Origin of the sequence: Alteromonas sp. 38, assembly GCF_902506055.1 — a bacterium.
GTDB classification, from domain to species: domain Bacteria; phylum Pseudomonadota; class Gammaproteobacteria; order Enterobacterales; family Alteromonadaceae; genus Alteromonas; species Alteromonas lipotrueae.
This window is the reverse complement of sequence record NZ_LR733300.1, coordinates 2,846,768-2,870,678: the sequence shown is the minus strand read 5'-3', so window position 1 is coordinate 2,870,678 and position 23,911 is coordinate 2,846,768. Positions and strand designations below refer to the sequence as shown.

Here is a 23,911-nt window from a genome sequence, read left to right as displayed (position 1 = left end):
ACGCATAATACCGCACACTTTATAGTAAGGACTTACCGCTTATGCGCCTTTGCGATCGCGATATATACAAACATTTAAAAGCTGGGAAAATAAAAATAGACCCAACCCCCGACTACGAAGAAATTAGTGGGGTGACGGTAGATATTCGCCTAGGTAATAAATTTCGCGTATTTGAAGATCATCAAGCACCTTACATCGATTTAAGTGGCCCTAAAGCGCAGGTACAAGAAGCGCTAGACCATGTAATGAGTGACGAAATTGAATTACCTGAAGGTAAAGCATTTTTCTTGCACCCAGGCGAGCTTGCACTGGCAATCACTCATGAATCTGTGACGTTGCCAGATTATATTGTAGGCTGGTTAGATGGGCGCTCATCGCTAGCAAGATTAGGCCTGATGGTACATGTAACCGCGCACAGAATCGATCCAGGTTGGTCGGGTAATATTGTGCTGGAATTCTATAACAGCGGAAAACTGCCTTTAGCCCTTCGCCCAAAAATGAAAATTGGTGCGTTAAGCTTTGAAGTGTTATCGAACCCCGCCGAAAAGCCATACAATGCCCGCGTAGATGCCAAATACAAAGGGCAAGACGGTGCCGTGGCCAGCCGTATATCGTCAGACGATAAAAACAGCGCCTGAATTCTACAGCGAATAAATTCTATAAAGCAAAGCATGTAACAAAACATGAAATAAAGTATAAATAAGGATGCGCAATGAGTGCCGATAAGCCGTTCGACAAAAGCTCGTTTATTATTCTTGTTGCCCTTATTACTTCACTAGCGCTTGGCTCAGGTATTTATTTTTCAAATATAAGCGCTGATATTGCCCTTACCGCAGGCATTACCTTGTTTGTGGCTATATTATGGGTGACGGAAGCACTGCCCATACCAGCCACTTCACTTATCCCGTTTGCACTATTTCCTCTTGCCGGTGTATTGACCCATACCGAAGCGGCTTCATCGCTAGGTAGCCACGTTATTATCTTGCTAATGGCGGCGTTCATGCTATCGAAAGGGTTAGAGAAAGCTAACCTGCATCAACGGTTCGCTATTTATATGCTACGAGTCACCGGGGCGGGAAGCCCGCTAAAGCTAATATTAAGTTTTATGCTGACCACCGCTATTTTAAGTATGTGGATAAGTAATACCGCCACCATTTTAATGATGCTACCTATGGCCATGGCCATTATTAATGCTATGGAAAACCCACGATTTGGTGTAGCCCTTATTTTAGGTATTGCTTATGCCGCAAGTCTAGGCGGCGTGGGCACGCCCATTGGCACGCCGCCCAATATTATTTTTATGAGCGTTTATGAAGAAACGCAAGGGCATGAATACAGCTTTATTGAGTGGATGAAAACTGGGGTGCCCATTGTACTGGTCTCTATTCCGCTAATGGCGTTGTGGCTAGCACGGGGATTGACGCAAGTGGGTAACATTGCTTTACCTCAACCAGGCAAATGGGCAGTGGCCGAAAAGCGCGTTTTGGCGATATTCGGCACCGTCGCCATGGCATGGGTATTCAGGCCGTTCTGGAGTGCGTGGTTAGGTATTACCACTATTAGCGATAGCACCATTGCGGTAGCCGGTGTTGTGGCCATGTTTATGACCAATAACGGTGAAACAACGCCTGCCACTGAAACGCGCAAAGGCCAACACGACAAATTACTCGACTGGAAAACCGCCAATAATATTCCTTGGGGCATGTTGTTATTGTTCGCTGGTGGTATTTGTATTGCTAAAGCGTTTAGAACATCGGGCTTGAGCGTGCTAATGGGGGAGTGGCTTACCGGGCTTTCAACCCTACCGGTAATTTTCCTTATTCTGGGTATCTGTTTATTTGTAACCTTCTTGACCGAAATTACATCGAATACCGCCACAGCCACACTACTTATGCCAATATTAGCGGCAGCAGGCTTTGCGGTAGGTGTAGATCCTAAACTACTAATGATACCCGCCGCTATTAGCGCTAGTTGTGCGTTTATGCTGCCAGTAGCTACGGCGCCAAACGCAATTGCTTATTCCACCGAGAAGTTTGATATAAAAACCATGGCACGAGAGGGCATAGTGCTTAACGTAATTGTCGCCGTAGTGGTAACCGGTGTATGTTATTTAACGTTATAAAAACGGCGTTGTGCACCAAAATTTGCAGTATTATTTTACAAACTGATTAGCAATTAAGCGCTTAACCAAGGATTTGTGTAATTGTCGTTGCATTGTGACTAAAAATAAGTAGACTTATCGGCTCTTTCGGTCGGTGTGTGGCGCAGCTTGGTAGCGCACTGTCATGGGGTGTCAGGGGTCGGAGGTTCAAATCCTCTCACACCGACCAACTTCTCTGCTCCCCGCAGTATACATGACCAAATCATATCTATTTATTCAAGTACACCAAAATCACGTTAAGTCCACGCCAGAACCAATTGTCCTAAAGAATTAAGACATTTTTCGTTCAACGAAGCGCTTTAAACAAGCCCATTCTTTTTTTGCTGAAGCCTTAGTACCATCAAGAGTCATGAAGCTGGCAAACCAACCTAGTGTTAAAATCATCAGTACAGCTCCATTCGTGTCTTTATCATCAACAACTAAAGCCATAGCAAGCATTACGCTGGCCCATATTATCGCATGACCGAGCACTAATGGTGAATCTGACGAGGAATTGCCTTCAATTTTATTTATTACTCGACATATTCTTTGAATAATTTTGGCTCGGCCAGAAGACGCCTCCATCTCTGCTTCGGGGTAGCCCAATTCACTGGTCGCTTTTTCGAAAGCGAGCTGTTCATTGGTACCTGAATTTACATCTTGTTCGATAATGCAATATAAGTGGTCTTTCAATTCATCAATTTTATCTGCATCCCAAATGTTGTGAGAGACAACCTTATTACACCAATTTTCAACAGCGTTATCGAGATCAAACATACGTTATTCTCCTTTAAAAGACATAAGTAAAGTGTATAGCTGATGCCACTGCTCTTGCATCTTGAGTAATTCTTTGCGGCCTTCATCCTGCAAGGTGTAATACTTTCGCTTTCTACCCGTGTCGGCCTTACCCCAATAGGATCTAATGAAGTCGTTTTTCTCCATGCGATGTAAAATGGGGTATAGCATTCCATCTGCCCATTCAAGCAAACCGTTCGAATGCTCTTTTACCTGCTGAATAATTTCGTAACCATAACTGTCACCATTCTTCAAAATAGAGAGTATCAACGGTGTTGCCGAAGCCGCGACTAAGTCTTTTGCAATTACTGAAGCCATAGCGTCTCTTTGCATAGAAGTGTTATGTATAACTTACATAATACTTCTATGTATGGCAATGGTTATTTTTTGAGCGGGAGCTAAGCTGTTAAAACGTAGAAGAAAATAGCAGTGTTCAGTAAGTTTATATTTGATTATCCGCTGGCGGTGGTTGTCCAATGATTGCCGCGCTCACTAGTCAATTGAAACGTTCCATCACAATTTAACTGCTTTTAGTGTTTACTTATTGTGATATAAACACTTATTGAAGCCATTGTATTAATCGTTCAGGAGTACGTAAATGGAATTAGACACCTTACTGGGATACGTTTTTTCGTATCAAATTATCTTACTTGTGCTAATTGTTATTACCCTTAAATCGTCAATAAAATTTGTACCTCAAAACCGCGCGTACATTATTGAGCGTTTTGGTAAATACAACACTACCTTGGAAGCCGGTCTTAACTTTATTGTTCCGTTTATTGATAAGGTTGCTGCAAATCGCTCTTTAAAAGAGCAGGCGGGCGACGTTCCAGAGCAATCTGCCATTACTAAAGACAACATCACGTTAAGCGTTGATGGTGTGTTGTATTTCAAAGTGGTAGACCCTTACAAAGCCACCTACGGTGTAGAAGATTATACGTTTGCGGTAACGCAGTTGGCGCAAACCACCATGCGCTCTGAACTTGGAAAAATGGAATTGGACAAAACCTTCGAAGAGCGAGACTTATTGAATACCAATATTGTGTCTGCGCTTAACGAAGCCGCTGCGCCATGGGGCGTTCAGGTATTGCGTTACGAGCTAAAAGATATTAACCCGCCGAATTCAGTGCTAGATGCGATGGAACAGCAAATGAAGGCGGAACGATTAAAACGCGCCCAGATTTTAGAATCTGAAGGTGATCGTCAAGCAGCCATTAACCGCGCCGAAGGTGATAAACAAGCCATCGTTCTTGCTGCTGAAGCCGATAGGGAAGAGCAAATACTAAAAGCCGACGGTGAAGCGCAAGCGATTATTCGTGTTGCTCAAGCAGATGCAGAAGCCATTGAAACGGTGGGTAAAGCGGCCGCAACCCAAGAAGGGCAAAAAGCGGTGCAGCTTGAGCTAGCGAAAGGCGCTATTCAAGCGAAAGAGAAAATTGCAAAAGAGTCTTCCATTGTATTGCTGCCTGATAGTGGAACAGAAATAGGTAATGTTGTGGCACAAGCAATGACGATTGTGAACACAATAGGTAAGAAGGCGTAGCCATGGACAGTATGTTTACCAACTTACCGCACTTTTTAATTGGCATAGGCTTATTATTGCTAATTATCGAAGTATTAATGGGTTTCACCACAATACTCCTGTTGACGTTGGGCATTGCAATGATGCTGGTGTCAGGTCTTATGTATATTGGAATACTCAATGAGGCATTGTTAGATGCGTTTATTGCCATCGCGATTATTGATGCAATCCTTACATTAGTGCTTTGGCGTCCATTGAAGCTACTTCAAAAAGATCGTGCTCCTAAAGAGGTAAAGTCAGACTGGATAGGAACACAGTTCGATTTAGAAAGTGACGTGGCTCCTGGGGCGCCCGGTACCGCGCGATTTTCTGGCGTGGTATGGACAGTTAAATCTTCATCGGCCATAAAAAAGGGCGCAACGGCAGAAGTGGTGAAAGTGGAAGTAGGCGTTCTACACGTTCAGCCGGTTTAACAAAAAACCAAAAGGGTCAGAGTTAATTCAACATTTCAAAGTACTCTGATCCTCTTATCCCTTTACCGTTTTCCTCCTTCACGCTTTCCCTCTCATCAAATACTGGCGGTGGGTATCCACAAAATCTCCAATTTGATTGTAGCTCGCTGTGGGTGTCCATAAAGTTAGATGTCCGTAAAATTATTGTGGGTGTCCACAAATCCCCTCTCAAATTTTAACTCGATTTCCACATCTTTATTTGCGAGTTTGGTGTAAAATACGGTTATCACACATGAGGTGTTGTTCTAGCTTATTTGTGCGAAGGCATCTGAGTATATCTAAGTATAAAGGGTGCGCTTATTTCTGATCTTTCCATCTTTTTTGAACGGTGCAGGAAGTTGAACCGCTACACATCTATTCACGTTGAAAGCTAGAACCGCTGTAATATTGAACATACAAAACATGAGATTTATAAATGACAAAATTTGATGACAGAGTTAAAGAAATAGTGGCTAAACACCCTAACTTAACGCAAGAAGAAGCGATTAAAATTGTAACCGACAAGAACGAGCGAAAGAAAAAGAAAAGAGCGGAACGTTCTGATAAGAAATAGCCCGTTTAAAACCTAGCGATAAAAGTGGGTGTCATAGCTATAAAATATTAGGCATTGTGTAGTTCAACTCCCACGCATCTTTAAGTTTCGTTCTTATCTAATTTGAATATCAATAAAAAGCCCCAAACACTTCGTGTTTGGGGCTTTTGTGTAGCTATTTAAAATAACGTTAATTCAAACGTTACCGATTGAAATTAGTTATCTTCAATCGGCGTATTTTCGGTGATAGGCACAGTATTAACGTCGGTATCCAAGGTTTCTACCGCGTGCTTCACACCCGCAGCATAATCTGGATGTACTTTTTCTAACACGGCATACCAGCGCTCTTTTACGCTATCTGAGCATGGGCCCATCGCCGCCGCGTAGTTTTTATACATACGCTCTTTTTGTGCGTCATCGAACATCTCATAAAGTTTACGAGGTTGAACGTAATCAACATCCGCATCTTCTTGATGATATCTGTCTGCATCGCCGTCTATGCGAAGTGGCGGCTCTTTAACCGAGAAATCTGCCACAGGGCCTTCGTGTTGGTTTGGCTCGTAATACGCATCTGGATTGCCAAAATCATTGGTAAAGAAGCGCATTGCACCGTCTTTATGATAGTGGTTCACCTTGCTGTTTTTAGGCGCGTTAGCGGGTAACGCTTCATAATGCGTACCTAACCGGTATCTGTGTGCATCAGCATACGAAAAGATACGAGCTTGCAACATTTTGTCAGGGCTGAAACCAATGCCAGGTACAACGTTGGATGGGCTGAATGCCGCATTTTCAATCATTTGGAAATAGTTTTCAGGGTTTTGATTCATTTCCAGCTCGCCTACTTGAATAAGCGGGTAATCATCATGCGGCCACACTTTCGTTAAGTCGAAAGGGTTAAAAGCTTGCTTACCCGCATCTTCTTCAGGCATAGCCTGAATGTACATGGTCCATTTAGGGAAGTTCCCTTCATCTATGGCGCTATACAGTTCTTCTTGATATTTCTCACGGGTACTACCAATAATTTGCTCAGAGGTTTCATTGGTGTAATTCTTAATGCCTTGCTGTGTTTTGAAATGGAATTTCACCCAATGGCGTTTGCCGTCTTTGTTCCACATGCTGAAAGTATGGCTTCCATAACCATTCATATGCATAGGCGATACGGGTATACCTCTATCAGACATCAGAATAGTCACTTGGTGTACACTTTCTGGCTGGCCTGCCCAGAAGTCAAACATCGCTTCTGGAGAGCGAAGGTTGGTTTTCGGGTGGCGTTTTTGGGTGCGAATAAAATCAGGGAATTTGTAGCCATCACGAACGAAGAACACCGGGGTATTGTTACCTACCATGTCCCAGTTGCCTTGTTCGGTATAAAACTTCAGGCTGAAACCACGCACATCGCGCTCGGTGTCAGCCGCGCCAGATTCGCCTGCTACGGTTGACCACCTGCTTAGCACTTCAGTTTGCTTGCCTACATGTGAAAAAATATCAGCGCAAGAATAGTCAGTAATATCATGGGTAACCGTGAAAGTACCTTGAGCTCCCCAGCCTTTAGCGTGAACAACGCGCTCTGGAATACGCTCTCGGTTTTGGTGAGCTAGTTTTTCTAGCAATTGATAATCTTGAAGAAGAGCGGGGCCGCGTGCTCCTGCCGTTTTAGTTGTTTCATTACTCGCAACTGGCGCACCAGCTGACGTTGTTAGTTGGGGGTTTTTAGCCATTGTAAATATCCTTCAGGGCTTTGAATAAAGCCAGTTTCCGTTGCAATCATGGTCGCTCGACCGTGGGCTTATTATTGCTACGGCACAATGCGTGAAAGAGTTTAGAAATGATTACGCAGGTGAAAGAATAAAATCAGAAGCGGGTGGGGAAGTTTACTTACTCTTTGTTCATTGACGGCTCTATAAGGTTAACAATCTGCCTCTACAATAGATGTCAGTATGGTATTAATAATATCTGGAAGTGGTTCACCGATAACTTGCTCGGCAGCTAACGACACTTTGTAATTGGCACTTTGCCCCTGCATAACCAGGGCTGCATTTATATCGTCAGATAAATAGGGCTGTACAAGAGTTTGAACGTCCGACCAAGCGATATCTTTACATTCCACGACAACCTTGTGTGATTGTCGTGTTTGCTTGGGGTCAAAAGCGTAGCTGTTTACTGAAAGTGCCGTCAGTATTAATGCAAATGCAACGTACTTCATTGCTGGTGCCTTATAAAGGTAATTAGGAGCGTAGTGAAAAGTTACACTATTGCGGCAAGCAATAGCCAGTAGTAATAACGTTTTTTGTTCAGTTTAAGGCAATCGTAAAAGGCGCTTTAAATTGGGGTTTTGGCTTCCCGTCTGCATCCGTTTTCCTAATTAACCATGCTTGAACAGTCATGTTCACTTTGCCGTCTATTTTGTTAAAACCAATTGTCATCATGTGTTCATTCGTTTTCTCCCGCCAGTATGAAGAAAACCATCGGCCTTTCGTTGTGGTGAGTTTGTATGGCTTATCATAATAGTCAACGTCACTATCTGGCCAATTTACATCTAGCTTGGCTTTCGGGTCGGGAAATTTCTCGGGGCAATAGCTTGGCTTAGATGAGGCAACAGAGTTTACCCCAGTAAGGTTCGATGTTGGCGATGCAACGACTTCAATGAGTTTAATGCCCTGTGTACCAATATCTACCGAGCATATACGGCCAAAGTGCACATCGCCCGCCAGTACAACAATGTCATGGCTGGCAGTAGCAAGGGCATTTAAAAGCGCGGTGTATTGTTTTTTAAAGCTTAGTAAATTGCGTTCTAGTTTATTTTCTTGGGTGACTAAAACCTGTGGAATGACCAATACCCCAGGCATTGTAAGCGTGGTTATCCATCCAATGAGCTCAGCAAATCCCGCTTTGTTGATAAACTGGGTTTTTGACCGTGAAGAGCGTAAATCGGCGATGCAAAAAGACAAATCGTTACCAATGGTGAAGGTTTCAACCAGCGCTTTCGTTTGCTGAATGCGCTTAACACCATCTTCAGATGCGCCTTTCCACGCAGCGCGAATTTTAGGAATTCTCAACATGTATAGGGTAGGTACTATGCCATCATAAAACGGGTAATCATTCCAATATTCGTGGTCGTCCGGTAGCATCCAAGTGCCGCCACGAGAAAGCATGCTTCCTAGTGCTTGCCAATGCTTGGCGTAGTCATCGGCAATTCTAAGTCTTACTTCGTTGGTTAGCGGGGAAAGAGAGTCAGCGCCAATATCTAAGTAAACTTGGTCGCCTACCATGAACTTTATGTCGGGTTTAAACACCTTATCATTGTTTGCGTACAGCGTTTTGAAGGCTTGGGCAGTTTGGCCATAGTCTTTGTGCTCATAGAAGCAGCTGCTTAAAGAAACCGTAAAAGCGTTTGCCTCGCTGGTGGGAAGTGCTAAAGGTAAGGTACTGAAATAAGCCGTTTTTAACAGAAGCCAATCGCCTGCGTAATCCAGTGCATCGTCTTCTAATTGTTGAAAAAGAACTATTTTATATTCTTGATTTGACTGCAAGTTATCCAGCGTTAAAAGCGTATAAAATCGCTTGCTGACACGGCGAAAAGGGCGTTGCCATTGGTCTAGGGTAATATCTACTCGGCTTATTTCGGTATTATTTATATATACAATTATACGGCTAAGCGCCGGTTTTCTTAAATAAGGGAATAAAGTGCCCGTCCAAATTTCAGCACTGTGTTCAGAAACCTTATGAGGCACTAGGCTCCAAACCGATGTGTCTGAAAAAAGATCGGGGATCTCGTTCTCAATACTGCTCCGATTGACTATTTCCATATGAAGCCCACGTGAGTTAGTGGTAAATTGACAGTAATGGGTTAGTGTCGTTGTCGTGTTAACACCTCGATTACGGCTTTGGGTTATACGTGCAATCTAGTCATCCATTTGTTCTCTTATTTCTGCCGACTTTTTGGCCTTGGCGTAAAAGCTGAATTTTTCTCTTAGCTCGGGATGCTCCATGATTAGTTGCTCCATGTGAGCATTTGCGGCTTCTTTAGTGTTGGTAGTTAAAAAAAGTATATCGTCAGAATTTGGCGCGCTGCTCAATCTGATTGAGCCATTATTCGTACTGCCATTATTGATATCGTTTTGCGTTCGATTGAACATTGCGTGCTTGAAGAACATGGGTTCACATACATTTCGCTTGATGTTCGAACCAATTGGTTTTTCTGCTCTGCAAACCATTCTAAATTTTTCAATTGTATTAAGTTGATTAAATAAGTCGTAGAAATCAACTTTAGCCTGTTCAGCTATTTGGCCCCACTTTGCTGCAGAAAATTGACCTATAATTTGAATAACTTCCATGTCTTCTTGGCTGCTTGTTTGTGTGTTTTTAGCCGAGGCTACGTGTGAAAGTAAAACAAGGGGGATTATTAACATCATCCTAATTTTCATTAATATTCTCTCGTCAAATATGTTTTTTTCAATTTGTTGTGAATAGAATAAAGGTTAAATGTTTGTTCGAATTTTGTTCAATTTGAAACGTAGCAAACTTTCTCTGATTTAACAATATGCTGTTGGGGCGGTGAACAGGGAAAAGGAAATTGCCTGTCGCCAAGCTTGTGGCCTGTCGCAAAGCCAAGAGTGTGATCGCGAACAATTTCCAAACATTTTACTGCGAGTTAATAAGCTTGAAAGGCCGATTAAACTATTCGTTAAGGTAATGATGTGCAATTGAAATTGGGTTATACAGATACGAGTGAATTAACGTTAAACGTCGTGCTTGATAGTCGTGTAGACGAAAGTATAGTGCCTAAACATGCGCGGGGCTGAAATTTAATTTTCCACAAAACGCCGTTGATAATCCTTCTCTGGTTGAGTAAAGTGTCTGGCAAAATAATTACAAAAAAATCAAAGGAATGAACTGCGTGAAAGCTGTATTAATAGCAATATTTGCCTTATTTTCGGCTGAGGTATTTTCAGAAATAGAACCCCTTGGACCTGATGAAGGATACGTTGCCATTGCACTGTATTCTAAGGGCTATTCAGAAAGCATTGTTTTAAAAGGCAGCGGCTTCGGGAACAAACTTACTTTTGGGCCGTTAAATTACTCCCAACATATCGAAGTCATAAAAATGCCAGCCGGTACGTATTCGTGGACCGAAGTATACGAACGTACGGGTTCCAGAAAAAAAGGTAACTTACTAAAAGTTTATTACGATTTATCTGACGATAATTTGACCTTTTCCGTTAAGCCTGGCGTGTTGAACTACACAGGCTTATTGATGATTGAAAAGTTGGGTAGCCGACTTCAGGTACGACAGCTAAATAGAGCGTCAATTATCCTCAAAATTCTAGAGCAAGATCACCCTGGTTACATAGGGAGTTTCGATGTAGTAAACGGTCTTTATCCAAACGATCACTATATCGACTTTTATCTCACTCATGCATTAAAAGAGGGGGAGTAATATATGTCACATCTTAAAATTATACTTTTGGTAATGTTTTCAAGCTTAGTGTTTATTTGTGCTCCTGTTCAGGCTGTAGATAAGGAAGCCAATGGTGAAGATATAAGCGACTTTTTCAAAGCATCTAAGTACAAGTTATTTTCCATAAACCCTTCAGGCACCGCCGTGGCATTTATCGAGCCTAAAGCAGCCACTTACGACCTTATTATTTATGATTTGAAACGGGGCACTATGGACGACCCAATAACGTTCGAGCGCCAGCAACTTCAAGTACAGCACCAAAACAAGATAATGAGTTGGGAAACTCATTATAATAAAATTCATGAATTAAAGTGGCTCTCAGATAGCTTTCTTTCACTTAAGCAACATTCTAACGGCCGTTTTCACCGTTATGTGCTCGTTGAGTTCGCAGATAGAAGTCAGCAGCCTAATCCGGCTTTTAGACTTTCTTATATTTCGCAGGAAGGTTATTGGGTAGATACATTACCTAATCAGGCACACAAGGCTATTTTCGCCCGTTATGAATACTCTGATGATTACGATTATTACATCAACTTATTTAAGCTAGATCTCACTAAAAAGATTTCTGAGTCTAATTTTCGTAGAAAGCTACGACTCAATAAAACGGGGCCAAAACTGCACAACTGGGTGTTCGACAGCAAAGGTTGGCGATTGGCTGGAACCAGAACCGTTGATGAAGTCACTGAACTGTTTGCAAGAACGGGAAGCAAACCCAAGAAATACCGTTACAAAGCAGTGTGGAAGAGCAATGAAGGCGATGTTTTAAAAGTCGTTGGCGGTAATGCAGACAAATTGCTTTTACTCACCAATCACAACAGCGATAAAATCAATTTACGTGCCTTCGATATTGAATCTCAACAGTTTACTGAGGTTGTTTTTGAGCACCCCTCTTACGATTTAACTGCTGCCATTAGGCACCCTGAGACGAAAGATATCATCGGTGTATCTTTTATTGAAAAAGGCATGGCGAAGCAGGTCTATTTTTCTGATGGCTACAACGCGCTAACATCTCGGCTTAGTAAATCAAGTCAAACGGAGGGGGTTTATGCGGTAGATATGGATAAGTCGGGGAACAATATTATTTTCGTGGCTGACGACAGCGCAAATCCTGGGCAAACCTATTACTACAACCGCACCACTGACAGTTTTAGCCACCTTATTGATTTGTACCCTTGGCTTGCCAAAAAGTCCCTCAGTAAAACAAAGCTATTGCGCTTAGAAGCTGAAGACGGAGTATCGCTAGAAGCATTCCTAACCCTTCCAAATAGCGAAAACCCTCCATTGGTGGTTATTCCCCATGGTGGCCCCATAGGCGTGAGTGACTCGCGTCATTATTCAGGTAACATACAAGTGTTGGTTGATGCAGGCTTTGCTACACTTCAGGTTAACTACAGAGGCTCTTCAGGGTATGGAAAGGCCTTTAAGCAACAGGGGCTTCAGCAATGGGGGCGCCTTATTGAAGATGATATTGAGCAAGCTCTCGCTTACACCAAAGAAAATTACGAGGTAAACCCAAACCAGGTCTGTATTGTAGGGGGCAGCTATGGCGGCTACTCAGCCTTGTACAGTGTTATTCGTTCCCCGCAGCTTTATAAGTGTGCAGCGTCTTTCGCAGGGGTTACTGATCTCGCTTTGCGATTCCAACGAAGTGATGCCAAAAGCGATGACATGATGCGGGCACTTACAGAAATAATGGGTGATCCCAAAACTCAGCAAGATGAGCTATTTAAATATTCACCATTGTATCAATTCAAAGATATAACAAAGCCCGTTTTTATTGCCCATGGTACAGACGACAATACGGTTGATATTGAGCATTCTTATCGATTACATTTTGCGTTAAAAGACCATGGTATAAAACACGATTGGATGGTGATGGATGACGTGGGCCACGGCTTTATAAATCCTGATGATGCGGGGTTGTATTACAATGCACTCATTGAGTTTCTTAATACGCATCTTGAAGAAGAACAAACCAATATTAATCACTAAGCATCTACCCGAGCTTGAGCACGGGTTATCGTTATCAAGATAACCCGTGTTTTTCAGCGGTTTCACATTAGCCTTTTCTACTTCATTTTTTTCCATTTTAAATCAATGCCCTTGGCAAGTGTTTTGCTTTCTTTCGTTTTAATTTGCAATATAAACCGAGTGTCTTGCAGTAAAGTCGGATATAACCAAAAACACATTGAGGAATGGGCATGGTGAACAACAAACTCAAACGCCGAGAGTTTATACAAGGTATTGGCGCAGGAACGTTAGCAGCATCACTTGCAGCGTGCGCTACATCAGCAACTAAAACCTCAACAAACCACGTGTTTCAGCGCCCATTTTCTCGTAGGCCCATGGTGGCGCCTAAAATTTCTGCCAATAATATCGTTACCGAAATAGTGGGGCATCGTCCTTATAGACCTGAAGGCTTTGTGGTAAAAAGCGAAGCATTCGGGAATAAAACATTGGTGCACAATTACGGGCATGGTGGTGGGGGGATTTCCCTATCATGGGGCTCTTCGGCACTGGCAGTGAATGAAGTTGCTAATTTTGAAACTAAAGAAGCAGCTATTATCGGTAGCGGGGTGATGGGGTTAACCACAGCCCGTTTGCTGCAAGAAGCGGGTTGGAAGGTGACTTTGTACACTAAATCTATGCCGCGCTTTACTACTTCACAAGTAGCAGGTGGAGAATGGGGGCCATATAGTGTGCACGACCCATTAATATCTAGCAGCACGTTTAAAACCCAATTGCAGCAAGCAGCAAAAATAGCACACAGCACCTTTGCGAAGATGGTGGGGAAGGACTACGGCATTCAATGGAAAGAGTTATATACCGCCGGAAACACAAAGCCTGATAGTGAAGGACCTTTTCGGCGATACTACCCTTATACACAAGTGTATGGGCCTGAGCAGCACCCATTTCCAACCGATTACTGCATATCATCTGCCACTATGCTGGTGGAAACCACCACCTTTTTAAGGCGCTTAGTAACTGATATTCGATTATCGGGTGGTGAGTTTGTGATACGTGAATTTACCAGCCAAGACGATATACACTCATTAGCTGAGCCAATTGTATTCAACTGCACAGGTTTAGGCTCAAGAGTATTGTTTAACGATGAAGGTATTATGCCAGCTAAAGGCCAATTGGTATTGTTACCGCCAGACCCCGCCGTCGATTACCTTACGGTAGGTGGCGGTTCTGACGTTTTGTATATGTTCTCTAGAAACGACTATATGATATTAGGCGGAAGCTTTAAACTGAACGATTGGACTACCGAACCCGATCCTATCGAGACGGCAAGGATCATCAGCGAAAGCCAAGCTTTCTTCTCTTCTATTACTTAACAATAACCGTTAGCAAGCGCGTATGCGAGACTTGATATAGAGAATTGATATCGAGAATTGATATCGAGAAGATAAACAGAAATATGCTGTTTAAAATGACTCGCTAAAATTAAACATCTAAATTTGGAAAATACGTGAAATTCATAAGTACTTTACTGCTTATTTTGATAGTAAGTGGCTGTCAGGCTCATCAAAACGCGCAAGAACACAGTCAAAAACAAAAGCAAGCTCAGCAAGACATTCAATCATCAATAAATACTATTTCACCGGCTTTTGAACTTATTACCTTAGGTGACACGGGCGGTATTGAAGATGGAAACCTAAGTTCGTTTTTATTGCGCAGCGTAGAAGATGAGAACTTTATTAGCTTAGACGCAGGCTCTTTAGTGAACGGCATTAACGTGGCGCTTGAAAACAAAGCTTTTGATAGCTTAACTACCACACCAGACCCTTCGTTAAACCCAAACGGTAATATTCTGCATCATCATGTTAAAGCTTACTTACTTAGCCATGGTCACCTCGATCACGTCGTTGGACTTTTAATTGCATCCCCTGATGACAGCAGTAAGCCTATTTATGCGCTTTCGTCGGTAAATCAAACCATGAGCGATACTTATTTTAACTGGCAGGCATGGGCCAATTTCACCAACCGTGGTATCGCGCCAATGTTAAATAAGTACGAGGTTATCGACTTAACGCCTCAGAAAACGGTAGAAATTAAAGACACAGCACTTAGCGTTACGGCGTTTAGTTTAAGCCATCCATTAGAGTCCACCGCATTTGTGATTGAGCATAATAACGATATGTTTGTGTATTTTGGTGATACCGGGCCTGATGAAGTAGAAAAGCAAGGAAAGCTAGATGCAGTGTGGCGTTATCTCGCAAAGCAAATGCAGCATAAAACCCTTCGCGGTATTTCCATTGAAGTCTCGTTCGACAACACACGGCCTGATAATCTGTTATTTGGCCACCTTACGCCTAAATGGTTGATGCAAGAACTCACAACGTTTCATGCATTGGTAGAAGACAAAGAACAACTTAGCAATATGAAGGTTATCATCAGCCACATAAAATACAGCTTAAAGCGAGGCACAGATCCGCGAGCAGTTATTGCACAGGAATTAGAAAGTGCTAATGCACTAGGCTTTAACTTTATATTAGCGAAACAAGGGCAAGTGCTAGCGTTATAAAATGATTTTTTGACTAAATGGTCAATATTTTTATGGAGAGCATTGTTGTTTCAGTTCTAACTCGGTATAAAAGAGTATTACTAGCACCTAGGTCTAAGAATTGAATCGACTTTTACTTACCGCAATAGGGTTCATTAGCTACATGATAATGTCGGGTTTACTCACCCAAATTGGCGTTATTTTGAATGCGGTATCGTCTTCGCTAAATGCCACGCCAGCGGCAACCGTCGGCGTGTTTTCATGGCTAACTGGTGGCGCACTGTGCGGTACATTCGCATCACTATTCTTGTACGCTCGCCATTCGCTAAAGCAAGTACTTATTGCTAATTACACGCTATTTTTGGCGATCATGCTGGTATTGGTCGTCGTGGCGCCTACTTCCTATTGGCCGCTTGCAATAGTGCTTTGGGGGCTTGGTGTAGGCTGTGGTTGTGGGCTTGCTGGTGGGGCAGTCATTTTATCCAAGATTTATCATGAAGCAAAAAGAGCTTCGGCATTTTTAGCCACCGACTGCGCGTTCAGTGCTGCGGGGTTTATCTTTCCTTCTTTAGCTGCCGTAATCATTGCCGAGCAAGTAGATTGGGTTTATAGCTTTGGGGTTGTGGGGGCGTTGGCACTAGTACTTTGGGCAACCTTATTTTTTGTTCGCTTTCCTGCCACTGAGGCAGACGATACTAACGCGGCATCGGCATTGTCACAATTTAAACGGGTATTAACCCCTAGGGTGTGTTTAATTGCCGTGGGCGTTTGTACTTATTTAATGGCCCAAACTACTTTTCTTACTTGGTCTCCAAATTACTTACAACACACGTTCGGGGTAAGCGAAAAAATATCGGCGCAGGCCGTTGGGAATTATTGGGGTATGTCTATTTTCGGATTAATTACCGCAGCTATTTTTGTGAATAAAATTCCGCAGCGCTCGTTATTGATGTTGGTAACCGTGTTAGCAAGCCTGATCACTTTCACATTTATGTTAGCTTCCTCTGCGGAGTGGTTTCTCTTAACCAGTTACCTATTTGGGTTAACCACTACCTGCATATATAAAATTGCGATATCTGTTGGTTCTCAGCAGCTAACTTCAGCGCCCGCTGTGCTCGTCACCTTTTTATTATTCAGTGGCAACGTAGGCAGTACAATTGCACCCATGTTATCTGGTTGGGTGGTGCAGCTATTTGGCGTACAAAGCGCGATTATTATGACATGGGTTGGCTACACCTTTGTGGCGCTTGTGTTTGGTTTTTGTTTATTTTTGGAAAAACGTGAGCTGCGTGCCCACGCGTAAGGAATTAAAAATGGAAAAGATTATTTTTGATACCGATCCAGGTATTGATGACGCTATGGCGATTTTGTTTGCACAGGCAAGCGCCGATATTGATTTGGTGGCCATTACTACAGGCTTCGGTAATGCGAATATCGACACCGCCACGCGTAATGCCTTGTACCTTAAAAAGCGCTTTAATTTAAGCGCAGATGTGGCCCGTGGTGCAAAAGAACCATTAGTCATTCCGGTAGACGAGCCTGCCGATTTTGTACATGGCGATAACGGCTTGGGCAACGTCGATATTGATGAAACCGACTTACCAAGTGAAGTGTCACTTGCCGCTCACGATTATATTATCGAGAAGGTGAAAGCAAACCCCGGTGAAATCACGTTAGTAGCCGTTGGCCGTATGACTAACTTAGCGTTGGCACTTCGAAAATGTCCTGAGATTATTAATTTAGTGAAGCGTGTGGTGATCATGGGCGGTGCATTTGGTTACCATGGTAATACAGGAAACGTGAGCCCCTTTGCTGAAGCCAATATTATTGGCGACCCTCATGCCGCCGACGAAGTCCTTACCGCTGACTGGTCGGTAACCGCAGTGGGGCTTGATGTCACTAAAAAGGTGATAATGAGTAACGACTACTTAGCAAGCCTTGCTGAGTGTTCGCCTAAATATGGGTCTTTCATTTATGATATCACTCGCTTTTATGCCAATTTCCATCAAGAAACAGACCAAGTTGATGGCATATACGTGCACGATTCATCAGCGATTATGCAGGTGATTGCGCCACAATTGTTTGAAACGGTAGAGGGGCCAATTCGTGTGATCACAGAAGGGCCTGCCATAGGTCATACTATGCAAAAAACGGTAGCAAAGCGTTTCCCTATCGACGAGTGGGCCAATTATCCTGCGCAATCGGTTTGTTCAGATGTGGATGTAGATGCCTATTTGGCCAAGTATAAAGATATACTTAGCCAAGCGGCTTTTGACTAACGGGTTGCTAAGTTACTAAATTAACTGACAAGTTTCGCCGCCACTGCACGGTGGCGCGCCATTAGCGTTTGGGTATCTAACCCAATAATTTGCCCTGCTTTTACCCGCCATTTTCCGCCAATCATTACCTGTTCGGCTTTATCTGCTCCGCATAACAATAGTGCAGATATAGGGTCGTGACTGCCACTAAAACGCAGCTCATCGAGTTTGAAAAAGGCAAGGTCGGCTTGTTTGCCCACGGCAATTTCGCCTATGTCACTGCGGCCTATAAGCGATGCAGAACCCTTAGTCGCCCAGCCTAGAATTAACTCTGGGGTGATTTTTGCTGCACCATACTTTAAGCGCTGTAAGTAAAGTGCTTGGCGGGCTTCGTACATCATATTCGATGCATCGTTAGAGGCTGAACCATCTACACCCAAGCCAATGGGGGCACCCGCTTCAATCAGTTCAAGGGTAGGGCACATGCCGGAGGCTAAGCGCATGTTTGAAACCGGACAATGCGTTATGCCTGTGCCCGCTGCGCCCAAGCGGCGAATTTCATCTTTGTTAAAATGAATACCATGAGCCAACCATGTTCTATCGCTTAACCAGCCCACACTTTCTAAGTAATCGACGGTGCGCATGCCAAACATCTTCAAACAGAAGTCTTCTTCATCTAAGGTTTCAGCGAGATGAGTATGCAAACGTACATCTTCGTCTATTGCCATTTGCGCGCTGTCGGCCATAATTTCCCTAGTAACCGAAAACGGAGAGCAGGGCGCTAGAGCTATTTGCATCCACGCGCCGTCACCACGTTCATGGTAGGTTTCTATTAGCCGTTGGCTGTCTTTTAGTATTGCATCACCACTTTGCACCGTGTGCCTAGGGGGCAGTCCACCTTCATCTTCACCCAAGCTCATGGAGCCTCGAGTAAGAAGGGCGCGCATGCCCATACGCTTTACCGAGTCTACTTGCACATCTATGGCATCTTCCATACCGGTTGGGAACAAATAGTGATGATCGGTCGTGGTAGTACATCCAGACAGCAACAATTCAGCTAACGCCACATCGCAGGCTAGCGACAACGCATCGGGGGTAAGCTTTGCCCAAACTGGGTATAAGGTTTTAAGCCATGGAAATAGCGGCTGATTGACCACAGGCGCCCATGCGCGGGTGAGGGTTTGGTAAAAGTGGTGGTGAGTATTAATAAGCCCCGGAAGCATAACCAATTGAGAGGCATCTTCTGTTGCATCGATAGGCGTTACTGGTGTTTTTCCCGCCCCTACAAGCTCAACAATTTTATTGTCTTGCACCACAATGCCGCCTGCAGCATCGAGCTCGTTGCCGGTGAAAACGGCTTGCGGGTTTTTAATCCAAAGTGATTTAGATTTAGATGAAGGTTTAACTTGAGGCTTATCTTGAGGCTTAAATAAGGACGACAATTCAGACATAACTTGGCTCCATAAAATAATAAAATTAAAGATGCCAGCTCAGTTATGCCCTGTCTGCTGATCCAGGGAGCGTTTGTTTTACAAGTCTTTGCTAATTAACACTGCTAATAAACAAAGACTATTAACGATTAACGCAATATAGGATTGTAATGCTAATGCATTTTAGGTTCGATTTAAAGCCCTTCTACGAAGGGAGGATTGTACTGTTGTGGTATTACGCTAAACTTCATTTTAGCTGTTACATTAAAAGCAGCAGCCTAATGGAGAGATGGAAACCACATGCCTGACAATAAATTTAGACTAGTTACTCGAAGCGACTTTGACGGATTAGTTTGTGCCGTTCTTTTGAAAGACTTAGGTCTCATCGATGATATTTTATTTGTGCATCCAAAAGATATGCAAGACGGTAAAATAGATATTACCGAAAGTGATATAACCACTAATCTGCCTTATGTGGCAGGCTGTCACATCGCGTTCGACCATCATCTCAGTGAAACAGTGCGAAACGCGAGTGATATTAAAAATCATGTTATCGACCCTGATGCGCCTTCTGCTGCGCGAGTGGTATACGACTATTATGGCGGCGCAGAAAAGTTTCCTAATATCTCCCTTGAAATGATGGAGGCCGTAGACAAAGGTGATGCCGCGCAGTTTTCCGAGGAAGAAATATTAGAGCCAACCGATTGGGTATTGATGAACTTCATTATGGATGCGCGTACTGGTTTAGGTCGTTTCCGTGATTTCAAAATTTCGAATTATCAGCTAATGATGAAATTGATTGATGCTTGTAAAGACAAGAGCATTGAAGACATTCTGGAAATAGAAGATGTTGCCGAGCGTGTTGCTTTGTATCACGAGCACAATGAGCTAGCGAAAGTGCAATTGGCTAAATGTGCAACTGTTCACAAGAACCTTGTTGTGCTTGATTTAACAGAAGAAGAAACCATTTACGCTACAAATCGCTTTGTTATTTATGCCATGTACTCCGACTGTAATATCTCTATTCATAAAATGTGGGGTATTAAGAAGCAAAATGTGGTTTTCGCTATTGGTAAATCAATCACGAACCGTACTTCAAACACGAACGTAGGTGAACTATGCCTTAAGTATGGAGGTGGTGGTCATTTGAACGCCGGTACGTGCCAAGTAGAAAGCAGTAGAGCGGAAGCCGTTCTAGACGAGATAATTGACACTATCACGTCTGATGGTTAATCCATACCAATAAAAGTACGCTGGGGGGGTTGTTAAAAATCATTGGTAACGCACCCTGGCTTTCCCCTCGAATACATATCTATAAAAACAAACAATCCAATATCTGGTTAGCGCTTATTGCATACCTATCTTGCTGTGTTTACTCTATTTTAACAATTGAGCGTAATGACTAAAATAGGAAGTAAGTATGAACTTTGCTGAATTTGCTGCATCACGTAAGAGCGTACGTGGTTTTACGAAACAAGCTGTTACTAAAGAAACCGTTGATGCCATAATTAACGCAGCAAAATGGGCCCCTTCGTCTTACAACACCCAAACGTGGAAAATACATGCGGTATCGGGTGACGTGCTTGATAAAATTCGTGAAGGTAATACAGAGAGAACATTAGCCGGTACGCCTTACGTGAGAGACTTCCCGTACAAGGAGGATTATGACGGCGTTCATAAACAGCGCCAGCGTGAAGTTGCCATGCAGTTATTTGATGTAATGGGTATAGCCAGAGAAGACAAAGAAAAACGTATGGACTGGATGATGCGTGGCTTTCGCCAGTTCGATGCGCCTGTATCGCTCGTATTAACTTACGATAAAGCTCTAGAGCCTGCAGGTATCACGCAATTTGGTTTAGGCTCTCTAGCTTACGGTATTGTATTAGCCGCGTGGGATTTAGGGCTTGGTTGCGTAATTAACGGTCAAGGCATAATGCAGTCTGATGTAGTGCACAAACATGCGCAAATACCAGACTCTGAGGCCATTATGATTTGTATTGCGCTAGGTTACCCTGATGAAAACTTTGCTGCTAACGAGGTAAGGTCGGTACGTGCCGACAATGAAGAGTTCGTCACGTACCACGGTTTTTAGTTCTAAATTAAACTTAAATTACGTCTCTAGCTAATCTTTGACGGCTAGCAATTGACGGGTAGCAATTGTTGGTAAGTAATCGGCGGTTAATCTTCGTTAGTAATCACACCGTAGGCCGCCGTTCCCCATAAAGGCACGGTTGATAAGCTATGTTTATAACTTCCTGATGTTTCTTTTGTAGAATACGAAAGATACATCAAGGTTTGTGACTTGGCGTCAAAAATGCGTCTCACTTTCATATTCTTAAAGAAAATACTTTTCGACTTTCTGAAAATAATATCGCCTGAATCTGACTTATCGATATCTCTGAGCATTTGCGCGGTAATTTCACCGGTTTGACGGCAAGCGATAGAGCTATCGGAAGGATCAGACACATCTAAATTCGCTTCAATGCTAGAGATGTGGCAAGTTACGCCCGTAACGATAGGGTCTTGCATGGCATCTAATTTAATATCTTTAGTGGTGAATACGCCTAACGACACATCTCCCACTTCGTTATCACTGCACGCGGCTAAGCTGGCTGCTGCGACCATCACGGCAATTATCTTTTTCATTTTTCTATCCTTTTAAAGCACGTTCTAATAGTGCGTCTACCCCTAATACGGTAATCACTTAAAAATCGATTTTTATCCCCAAATGACACAGGCACTCTAGCATAGATGGTGCATAGTTTTATTGGCTCACTTAAGCTTATTCACAACTAACTCGGCGACTTGATCGCAAAAGTCGAAACCGGAATAGTCTGGATTAAACCCACTAATATAGGGTACTGCCATAATAAAATAACGTTCATCCACGCTGCCGTTCGCTAGAAGGGGCTGAAAATCATCATTAATAGCAAAACCACCTGTTTCTAAATAGTATTCATTGTCGGAACCTTTGCATACGCTATTAGGGTTGTCTGCTAAATGCTTTTTACCTTGGTGCTTGTCTTTAAACCGTACTTTAGCGACCAATGGCTCGGCATCTGCAAACATAGATTTAAAGGGAAATTCGTCTATTGGCAGCGACTTCTGCCCAGTGCAATCGATAAAAGTTTTATATGTGTTTTCAGCAGGCTTGTTATCCTCGTCCTTAAAATGAAATTGAAAATCGCCATCGCCATCGCCTTCAATTTCAAGGTGACTACTGCTATCTACAGCAACAATATCGAGTACGCCACTATCGTGCAGGGCAAGTAATTGAGAAGCGGATGATTGCGGAATGTTCGCAATCATAAGGCCAATGAGTGGTAAAAGGTGATTGCGTAGTCGTAGGGTATCTTCTGCGCTAAAATACTTAGCGGGGTGGTTCATCGTGAAGCTTAACAATGCGAGGGCTTCTTTCCATTCTAAGGTGTGCGTTTGTTTAATCGACTGCTCAGCTTGCAGGTACTCAATTTTAAATAAGGTGAAGGGCTCATACGCTTTACGAGACTCAAGCATCCATTGGCAAAACGCTTCTACATTCATGTCTTCGATTTTCTGATGAAAGTGAGGGGCGCGTTTTTTTAATGTCGCTTTGAAGTTTCGCTCAAAAATAAAGTCTAAACTTAAGAAACCATCGTTATCAGCCCTATGTTGAGCAATTTCTTGCTCGCTTAGCATGCCTTCATCAGACACTAGTGGGTCGTCTAAGTGAAAGCGAATATTCGGCAGTAAGCCCGCTAAAGAGTGCATGATTATCTTGAAATCTGGTACGTCGTCGAATAAACGATATTTTAGTTGGTTATCAGATTGATAAAACTCACCATTAGCTTCGCTTAATGTACGAATTGCATCAATAGCGGTAAGGGAACTGCCTTTAAGCGCTATTGTATGGTTATATTTTTGCTGCAACTTAGTGGGCGGGTAGGGAGAATCAAAATACCCTTTTACTTTACCTTCGTGGGTCTTGGGCCAAATATGGCCAGTGCAGATCACCACGTTATCGAATCCTGTTACCCATCCACTGTCAGTTAATATGTTAGTGCCAGTATGACTGTCGGTGTTTGTAAGCTCAGGGCTGTTTTGACGCTCATGGCTGTTATTACGCTCAAGGCTGCCTACACGCTCAGGGCTATTATTACGCTCAAGGCTACTTTCATCTGCAGTGCTGGGTTTAATGTCCAAAATGTTGCACTGAAGATGCACGTTCACGTGTATCCCTGCTGAACGGCATTTGCCAATTAGTTCACAAAATTGGGCCTGTAAATATTCCCCAAAGAGCAATCGGGGTACCACGTGTTTTTCATGTAGTTTAGTTTTTACAATTTGATATTCCGCGAGGTGCTCGGAGCTTTGTTGGCGCAGCCATTCAAGTAGTGTTTCATCAAACGGAGCCAGCTCATCAGATGAAATGTTGGTAATATGTTCCCACGACGCCCCATCTTTACTATAAGGCATGCCTTTGCCAAGGGCGGTATTTCGCTCAAAGATATCGAAGGTTAAACGAGGAGGTGCTCTGCCATTTACACTCTCGGCATCATCAAGCTGCTTGTCAAAAAAGCGCAATACTTTTTTTAGAATAGAAAGGGCGCTGGGGCCGCCACCAATTAACGCAATCCTTGTTTTTGTCATCATTATCCTGCCCGTAATAAAGCACGCTATTTATTAGAAATATATTATCTCCACGGTGTTGTCGAGCCTATACTTCAAGCACGTAACGCAGGCTATTCACATTGGCAAACACGGGGAATAAGTTA

General features: G+C 43.1%; 22 protein-coding genes and 1 tRNA gene. 14 read left to right on the top strand and 9 right to left on the bottom strand.

What is annotated here, in order from left to right; genetic code table 11:
* Positions 1–41: 41 nt before the first annotated feature.
* The 3 genes from dcd (at position 42) to FLAVO9R_RS12460 (ending at position 2,330) form a co-directional block, all read left to right on the top strand.
* Positions 42–638: a dCTP deaminase gene (dcd, locus tag FLAVO9R_RS12470; protein ID WP_159531765.1), complete on the top strand. Its 597-nt coding sequence runs from the start codon at positions 42–44 to the stop codon at positions 636–638.
* A 74-nt stretch (positions 639–712) separates the two neighbouring features.
* Positions 713–2,122, top strand: coding sequence for an SLC13 family permease (locus tag FLAVO9R_RS12465; protein WP_159531763.1), 1,410 nt, complete (start codon positions 713–715; stop codon positions 2,120–2,122).
* Positions 2,123–2,253: 131 nt separating this feature from the next.
* Positions 2,254–2,330: transfer RNA gene (locus tag FLAVO9R_RS12460), tRNA-Pro, on the top strand.
* 101 nt (positions 2,331–2,431) lie between these two features.
* On the opposite strand, the gene FLAVO9R_RS12455 is transcribed toward FLAVO9R_RS12460, so the two are convergent.
* The gene (locus FLAVO9R_RS12455; RefSeq protein ID WP_159531761.1) at positions 2,432–2,917 is read right to left on the bottom strand and encodes a hypothetical protein; all 486 of its coding nucleotides are present in this window, start codon (positions 2,915–2,917) and stop codon (positions 2,432–2,434) included.
* 3 nt (positions 2,918–2,920) lie between these two features.
* The gene (locus FLAVO9R_RS12450) at positions 2,921–3,253 is read right to left on the bottom strand and encodes a PadR family transcriptional regulator (protein ID WP_159531759.1); all 333 of its coding nucleotides are present in this window, start codon (positions 3,251–3,253) and stop codon (positions 2,921–2,923) included.
* A gap of 280 nt (positions 3,254–3,533) precedes the next feature.
* Here FLAVO9R_RS12450 and FLAVO9R_RS12445 point away from each other — a divergent pair, with 280 nt between their 5' ends.
* The 3 genes from FLAVO9R_RS12445 to FLAVO9R_RS12435 all read left to right on the top strand — a co-directional run bounded on the left by FLAVO9R_RS12445 (position 3,534) and on the right by FLAVO9R_RS12435 (position 5,522).
* On the top strand, positions 3,534–4,478 hold the full coding sequence (locus FLAVO9R_RS12445; protein WP_159531757.1) for a slipin family protein: 945 nt from the start codon (positions 3,534–3,536) through the stop codon (positions 4,476–4,478).
* Between the two features lie 2 nt (positions 4,479–4,480).
* The gene (locus FLAVO9R_RS12440) at positions 4,481–4,930 is read left to right on the top strand and encodes an NfeD family protein (protein WP_159531755.1); all 450 of its coding nucleotides are present in this window, start codon (positions 4,481–4,483) and stop codon (positions 4,928–4,930) included.
* 454 nt (positions 4,931–5,384) lie between these two features.
* Positions 5,385–5,522 (top strand): hypothetical protein, encoded by a 138-nt coding sequence (locus FLAVO9R_RS12435; RefSeq protein WP_167347523.1) that lies wholly within the window; start codon positions 5,385–5,387, stop codon positions 5,520–5,522.
* A gap of 194 nt (positions 5,523–5,716) precedes the next feature.
* Here the strand turns inward: FLAVO9R_RS12435 and FLAVO9R_RS12430 are convergent, their stop codons facing one another.
* From FLAVO9R_RS12430 to FLAVO9R_RS12415, 4 genes are all read right to left on the bottom strand, one after another.
* Positions 5,717–7,219, bottom strand: a complete 1,503-nt coding sequence (locus FLAVO9R_RS12430; RefSeq protein ID WP_159531753.1) for a catalase — start codon at positions 7,217–7,219, stop codon at positions 5,717–5,719.
* 188 nt (positions 7,220–7,407) lie between these two features.
* Positions 7,408–7,704 carry a hypothetical protein gene (locus FLAVO9R_RS12425; RefSeq protein WP_159531751.1) on the bottom strand — a complete coding sequence of 99 codons (297 nt, stop codon included), beginning with the start codon at positions 7,702–7,704 and terminating at the stop codon, positions 7,408–7,410.
* A gap of 88 nt (positions 7,705–7,792) precedes the next feature.
* A complete protein-coding gene (locus tag FLAVO9R_RS12420) occupies positions 7,793–9,307 on the bottom strand; it encodes a hypothetical protein (protein ID WP_232370642.1) in 1,515 nt (504 codons plus the stop codon).
* 96 nt (positions 9,308–9,403) lie between these two features.
* Positions 9,404–9,835, bottom strand: a complete 432-nt coding sequence (locus FLAVO9R_RS12415) for a hypothetical protein (RefSeq protein WP_159531749.1) — start codon at positions 9,833–9,835, stop codon at positions 9,404–9,406.
* A 563-nt stretch (positions 9,836–10,398) separates the two neighbouring features.
* On the opposite strand from FLAVO9R_RS12415, the gene FLAVO9R_RS12410 reads away from it, so the two are divergent.
* From FLAVO9R_RS12410 to FLAVO9R_RS12385, 6 genes are all read left to right on the top strand, one after another.
* A complete protein-coding gene (locus FLAVO9R_RS12410; RefSeq protein WP_159531747.1) occupies positions 10,399–10,938 on the top strand; it encodes a hypothetical protein in 540 nt (179 codons plus the stop codon).
* A gap of 3 nt (positions 10,939–10,941) precedes the next feature.
* Positions 10,942–12,951, top strand: coding sequence for an alpha/beta hydrolase family protein (locus FLAVO9R_RS12405; protein WP_159531745.1), 2,010 nt, complete (start codon positions 10,942–10,944; stop codon positions 12,949–12,951).
* 209 nt (positions 12,952–13,160) lie between these two features.
* Positions 13,161–14,300, top strand: coding sequence for an FAD-dependent oxidoreductase (locus tag FLAVO9R_RS12400; protein ID WP_159531743.1), 1,140 nt, complete (start codon positions 13,161–13,163; stop codon positions 14,298–14,300).
* 134 nt (positions 14,301–14,434) lie between these two features.
* Positions 14,435–15,490: an MBL fold metallo-hydrolase gene (locus tag FLAVO9R_RS12395; protein WP_159531741.1), complete on the top strand. Its 1,056-nt coding sequence runs from the start codon at positions 14,435–14,437 to the stop codon at positions 15,488–15,490.
* 100 nt (positions 15,491–15,590) lie between these two features.
* A complete protein-coding gene (gene tsgA, locus FLAVO9R_RS12390) occupies positions 15,591–16,772 on the top strand; it encodes an MFS transporter TsgA (RefSeq protein ID WP_159531739.1) in 1,182 nt (393 codons plus the stop codon).
* A 10-nt stretch (positions 16,773–16,782) separates the two neighbouring features.
* Positions 16,783–17,748, top strand: a complete 966-nt coding sequence (locus FLAVO9R_RS12385; protein ID WP_159531737.1) for a nucleoside hydrolase — start codon at positions 16,783–16,785, stop codon at positions 17,746–17,748.
* A 20-nt stretch (positions 17,749–17,768) separates the two neighbouring features.
* Here the strand turns inward: FLAVO9R_RS12385 and FLAVO9R_RS12380 are convergent, their stop codons facing one another.
* Entirely contained in the window at positions 17,769–19,178 is a 1,410-nt protein-coding gene (locus tag FLAVO9R_RS12380; protein ID WP_201299264.1) for an 8-oxoguanine deaminase, read from the bottom strand.
* Positions 19,179–19,457: 279 nt separating this feature from the next.
* Between FLAVO9R_RS12380 and FLAVO9R_RS12375 the strand changes: the two genes are divergently transcribed.
* Positions 19,458–20,390 carry an exopolyphosphatase gene (locus tag FLAVO9R_RS12375; protein WP_159531735.1) on the top strand — a complete coding sequence of 311 codons (933 nt, stop codon included), beginning with the start codon at positions 19,458–19,460 and terminating at the stop codon, positions 20,388–20,390.
* A 187-nt stretch (positions 20,391–20,577) separates the two neighbouring features.
* Positions 20,578–21,249: a nitroreductase gene (locus tag FLAVO9R_RS12370; protein WP_159531733.1), complete on the top strand. Its 672-nt coding sequence runs from the start codon at positions 20,578–20,580 to the stop codon at positions 21,247–21,249.
* A gap of 86 nt (positions 21,250–21,335) precedes the next feature.
* Here the strand turns inward: FLAVO9R_RS12370 and FLAVO9R_RS12365 are convergent, their stop codons facing one another.
* Entirely contained in the window at positions 21,336–21,803 is a 468-nt protein-coding gene (locus FLAVO9R_RS12365; protein WP_159531731.1) for a CreA family protein, read from the bottom strand.
* 126 nt (positions 21,804–21,929) lie between these two features.
* Positions 21,930–23,789, bottom strand: a complete 1,860-nt coding sequence (locus FLAVO9R_RS12360) for an FAD/NAD(P)-binding protein (RefSeq protein WP_159531729.1) — start codon at positions 23,787–23,789, stop codon at positions 21,930–21,932.
* Positions 23,790–23,911 lie beyond the last annotated feature (122 nt).

What these genes read in the sequence shown, in the direction of transcription:
- FLAVO9R_RS12425 (WP_159531751.1), bottom strand. Translation starts at nt 7,704, where the DNA reads ATGAAGTACGTTGCATTTGCATTAATACTGACGGCACTTTCAGTAAAC.
- FLAVO9R_RS12465 (WP_159531763.1), top strand. Translation starts at nt 713, where the DNA reads ATGAGTGCCGATAAGCCGTTCGACAAAAGCTCGTTTATTATTCTTGTT.
- FLAVO9R_RS12365 (WP_159531731.1), bottom strand. Translation starts at nt 21,803, where the DNA reads ATGAAAAAGATAATTGCCGTGATGGTCGCAGCAGCCAGCTTAGCCGCG.
- FLAVO9R_RS12450 (WP_159531759.1), bottom strand. Translation starts at nt 3,253, where the DNA reads ATGGCTTCAGTAATTGCAAAAGACTTAGTCGCGGCTTCGGCAACACCG.
- FLAVO9R_RS12360 (WP_159531729.1), bottom strand. Translation starts at nt 23,789, where the DNA reads ATGATGACAAAAACAAGGATTGCGTTAATTGGTGGCGGCCCCAGCGCC.
- FLAVO9R_RS12370 (WP_159531733.1), top strand. Translation starts at nt 20,578, where the DNA reads ATGAACTTTGCTGAATTTGCTGCATCACGTAAGAGCGTACGTGGTTTT.
- dcd (WP_159531765.1), top strand. Translation starts at nt 42, where the DNA reads ATGCGCCTTTGCGATCGCGATATATACAAACATTTAAAAGCTGGGAAA.
- FLAVO9R_RS12440 (WP_159531755.1), top strand. Translation starts at nt 4,481, where the DNA reads ATGGACAGTATGTTTACCAACTTACCGCACTTTTTAATTGGCATAGGC.
- FLAVO9R_RS12385 (WP_159531737.1), top strand. Translation starts at nt 16,783, where the DNA reads ATGGAAAAGATTATTTTTGATACCGATCCAGGTATTGATGACGCTATG.
- FLAVO9R_RS12405 (WP_159531745.1), top strand. Translation starts at nt 10,942, where the DNA reads ATGTCACATCTTAAAATTATACTTTTGGTAATGTTTTCAAGCTTAGTG.
- FLAVO9R_RS12445 (WP_159531757.1), top strand. Translation starts at nt 3,534, where the DNA reads ATGGAATTAGACACCTTACTGGGATACGTTTTTTCGTATCAAATTATC.
- FLAVO9R_RS12380 (WP_201299264.1), bottom strand. Translation starts at nt 19,178, where the DNA reads ATGTCTGAATTGTCGTCCTTATTTAAGCCTCAAGATAAGCCTCAAGTT.
- FLAVO9R_RS12420 (WP_232370642.1), bottom strand. Translation starts at nt 9,307, where the DNA reads ATGGAAATAGTCAATCGGAGCAGTATTGAGAACGAGATCCCCGATCTT.
- FLAVO9R_RS12455 (WP_159531761.1), bottom strand. Translation starts at nt 2,917, where the DNA reads ATGTTTGATCTCGATAACGCTGTTGAAAATTGGTGTAATAAGGTTGTC.
- FLAVO9R_RS12400 (WP_159531743.1), top strand. Translation starts at nt 13,161, where the DNA reads ATGGTGAACAACAAACTCAAACGCCGAGAGTTTATACAAGGTATTGGC.
- FLAVO9R_RS12415 (WP_159531749.1), bottom strand. Translation starts at nt 9,835, where the DNA reads ATGGAAGTTATTCAAATTATAGGTCAATTTTCTGCAGCAAAGTGGGGC.
- FLAVO9R_RS12375 (WP_159531735.1), top strand. Translation starts at nt 19,458, where the DNA reads ATGCCTGACAATAAATTTAGACTAGTTACTCGAAGCGACTTTGACGGA.
- FLAVO9R_RS12435 (WP_167347523.1), top strand. Translation starts at nt 5,385, where the DNA reads ATGACAAAATTTGATGACAGAGTTAAAGAAATAGTGGCTAAACACCCT.
- FLAVO9R_RS12430 (WP_159531753.1), bottom strand. Translation starts at nt 7,219, where the DNA reads ATGGCTAAAAACCCCCAACTAACAACGTCAGCTGGTGCGCCAGTTGCG.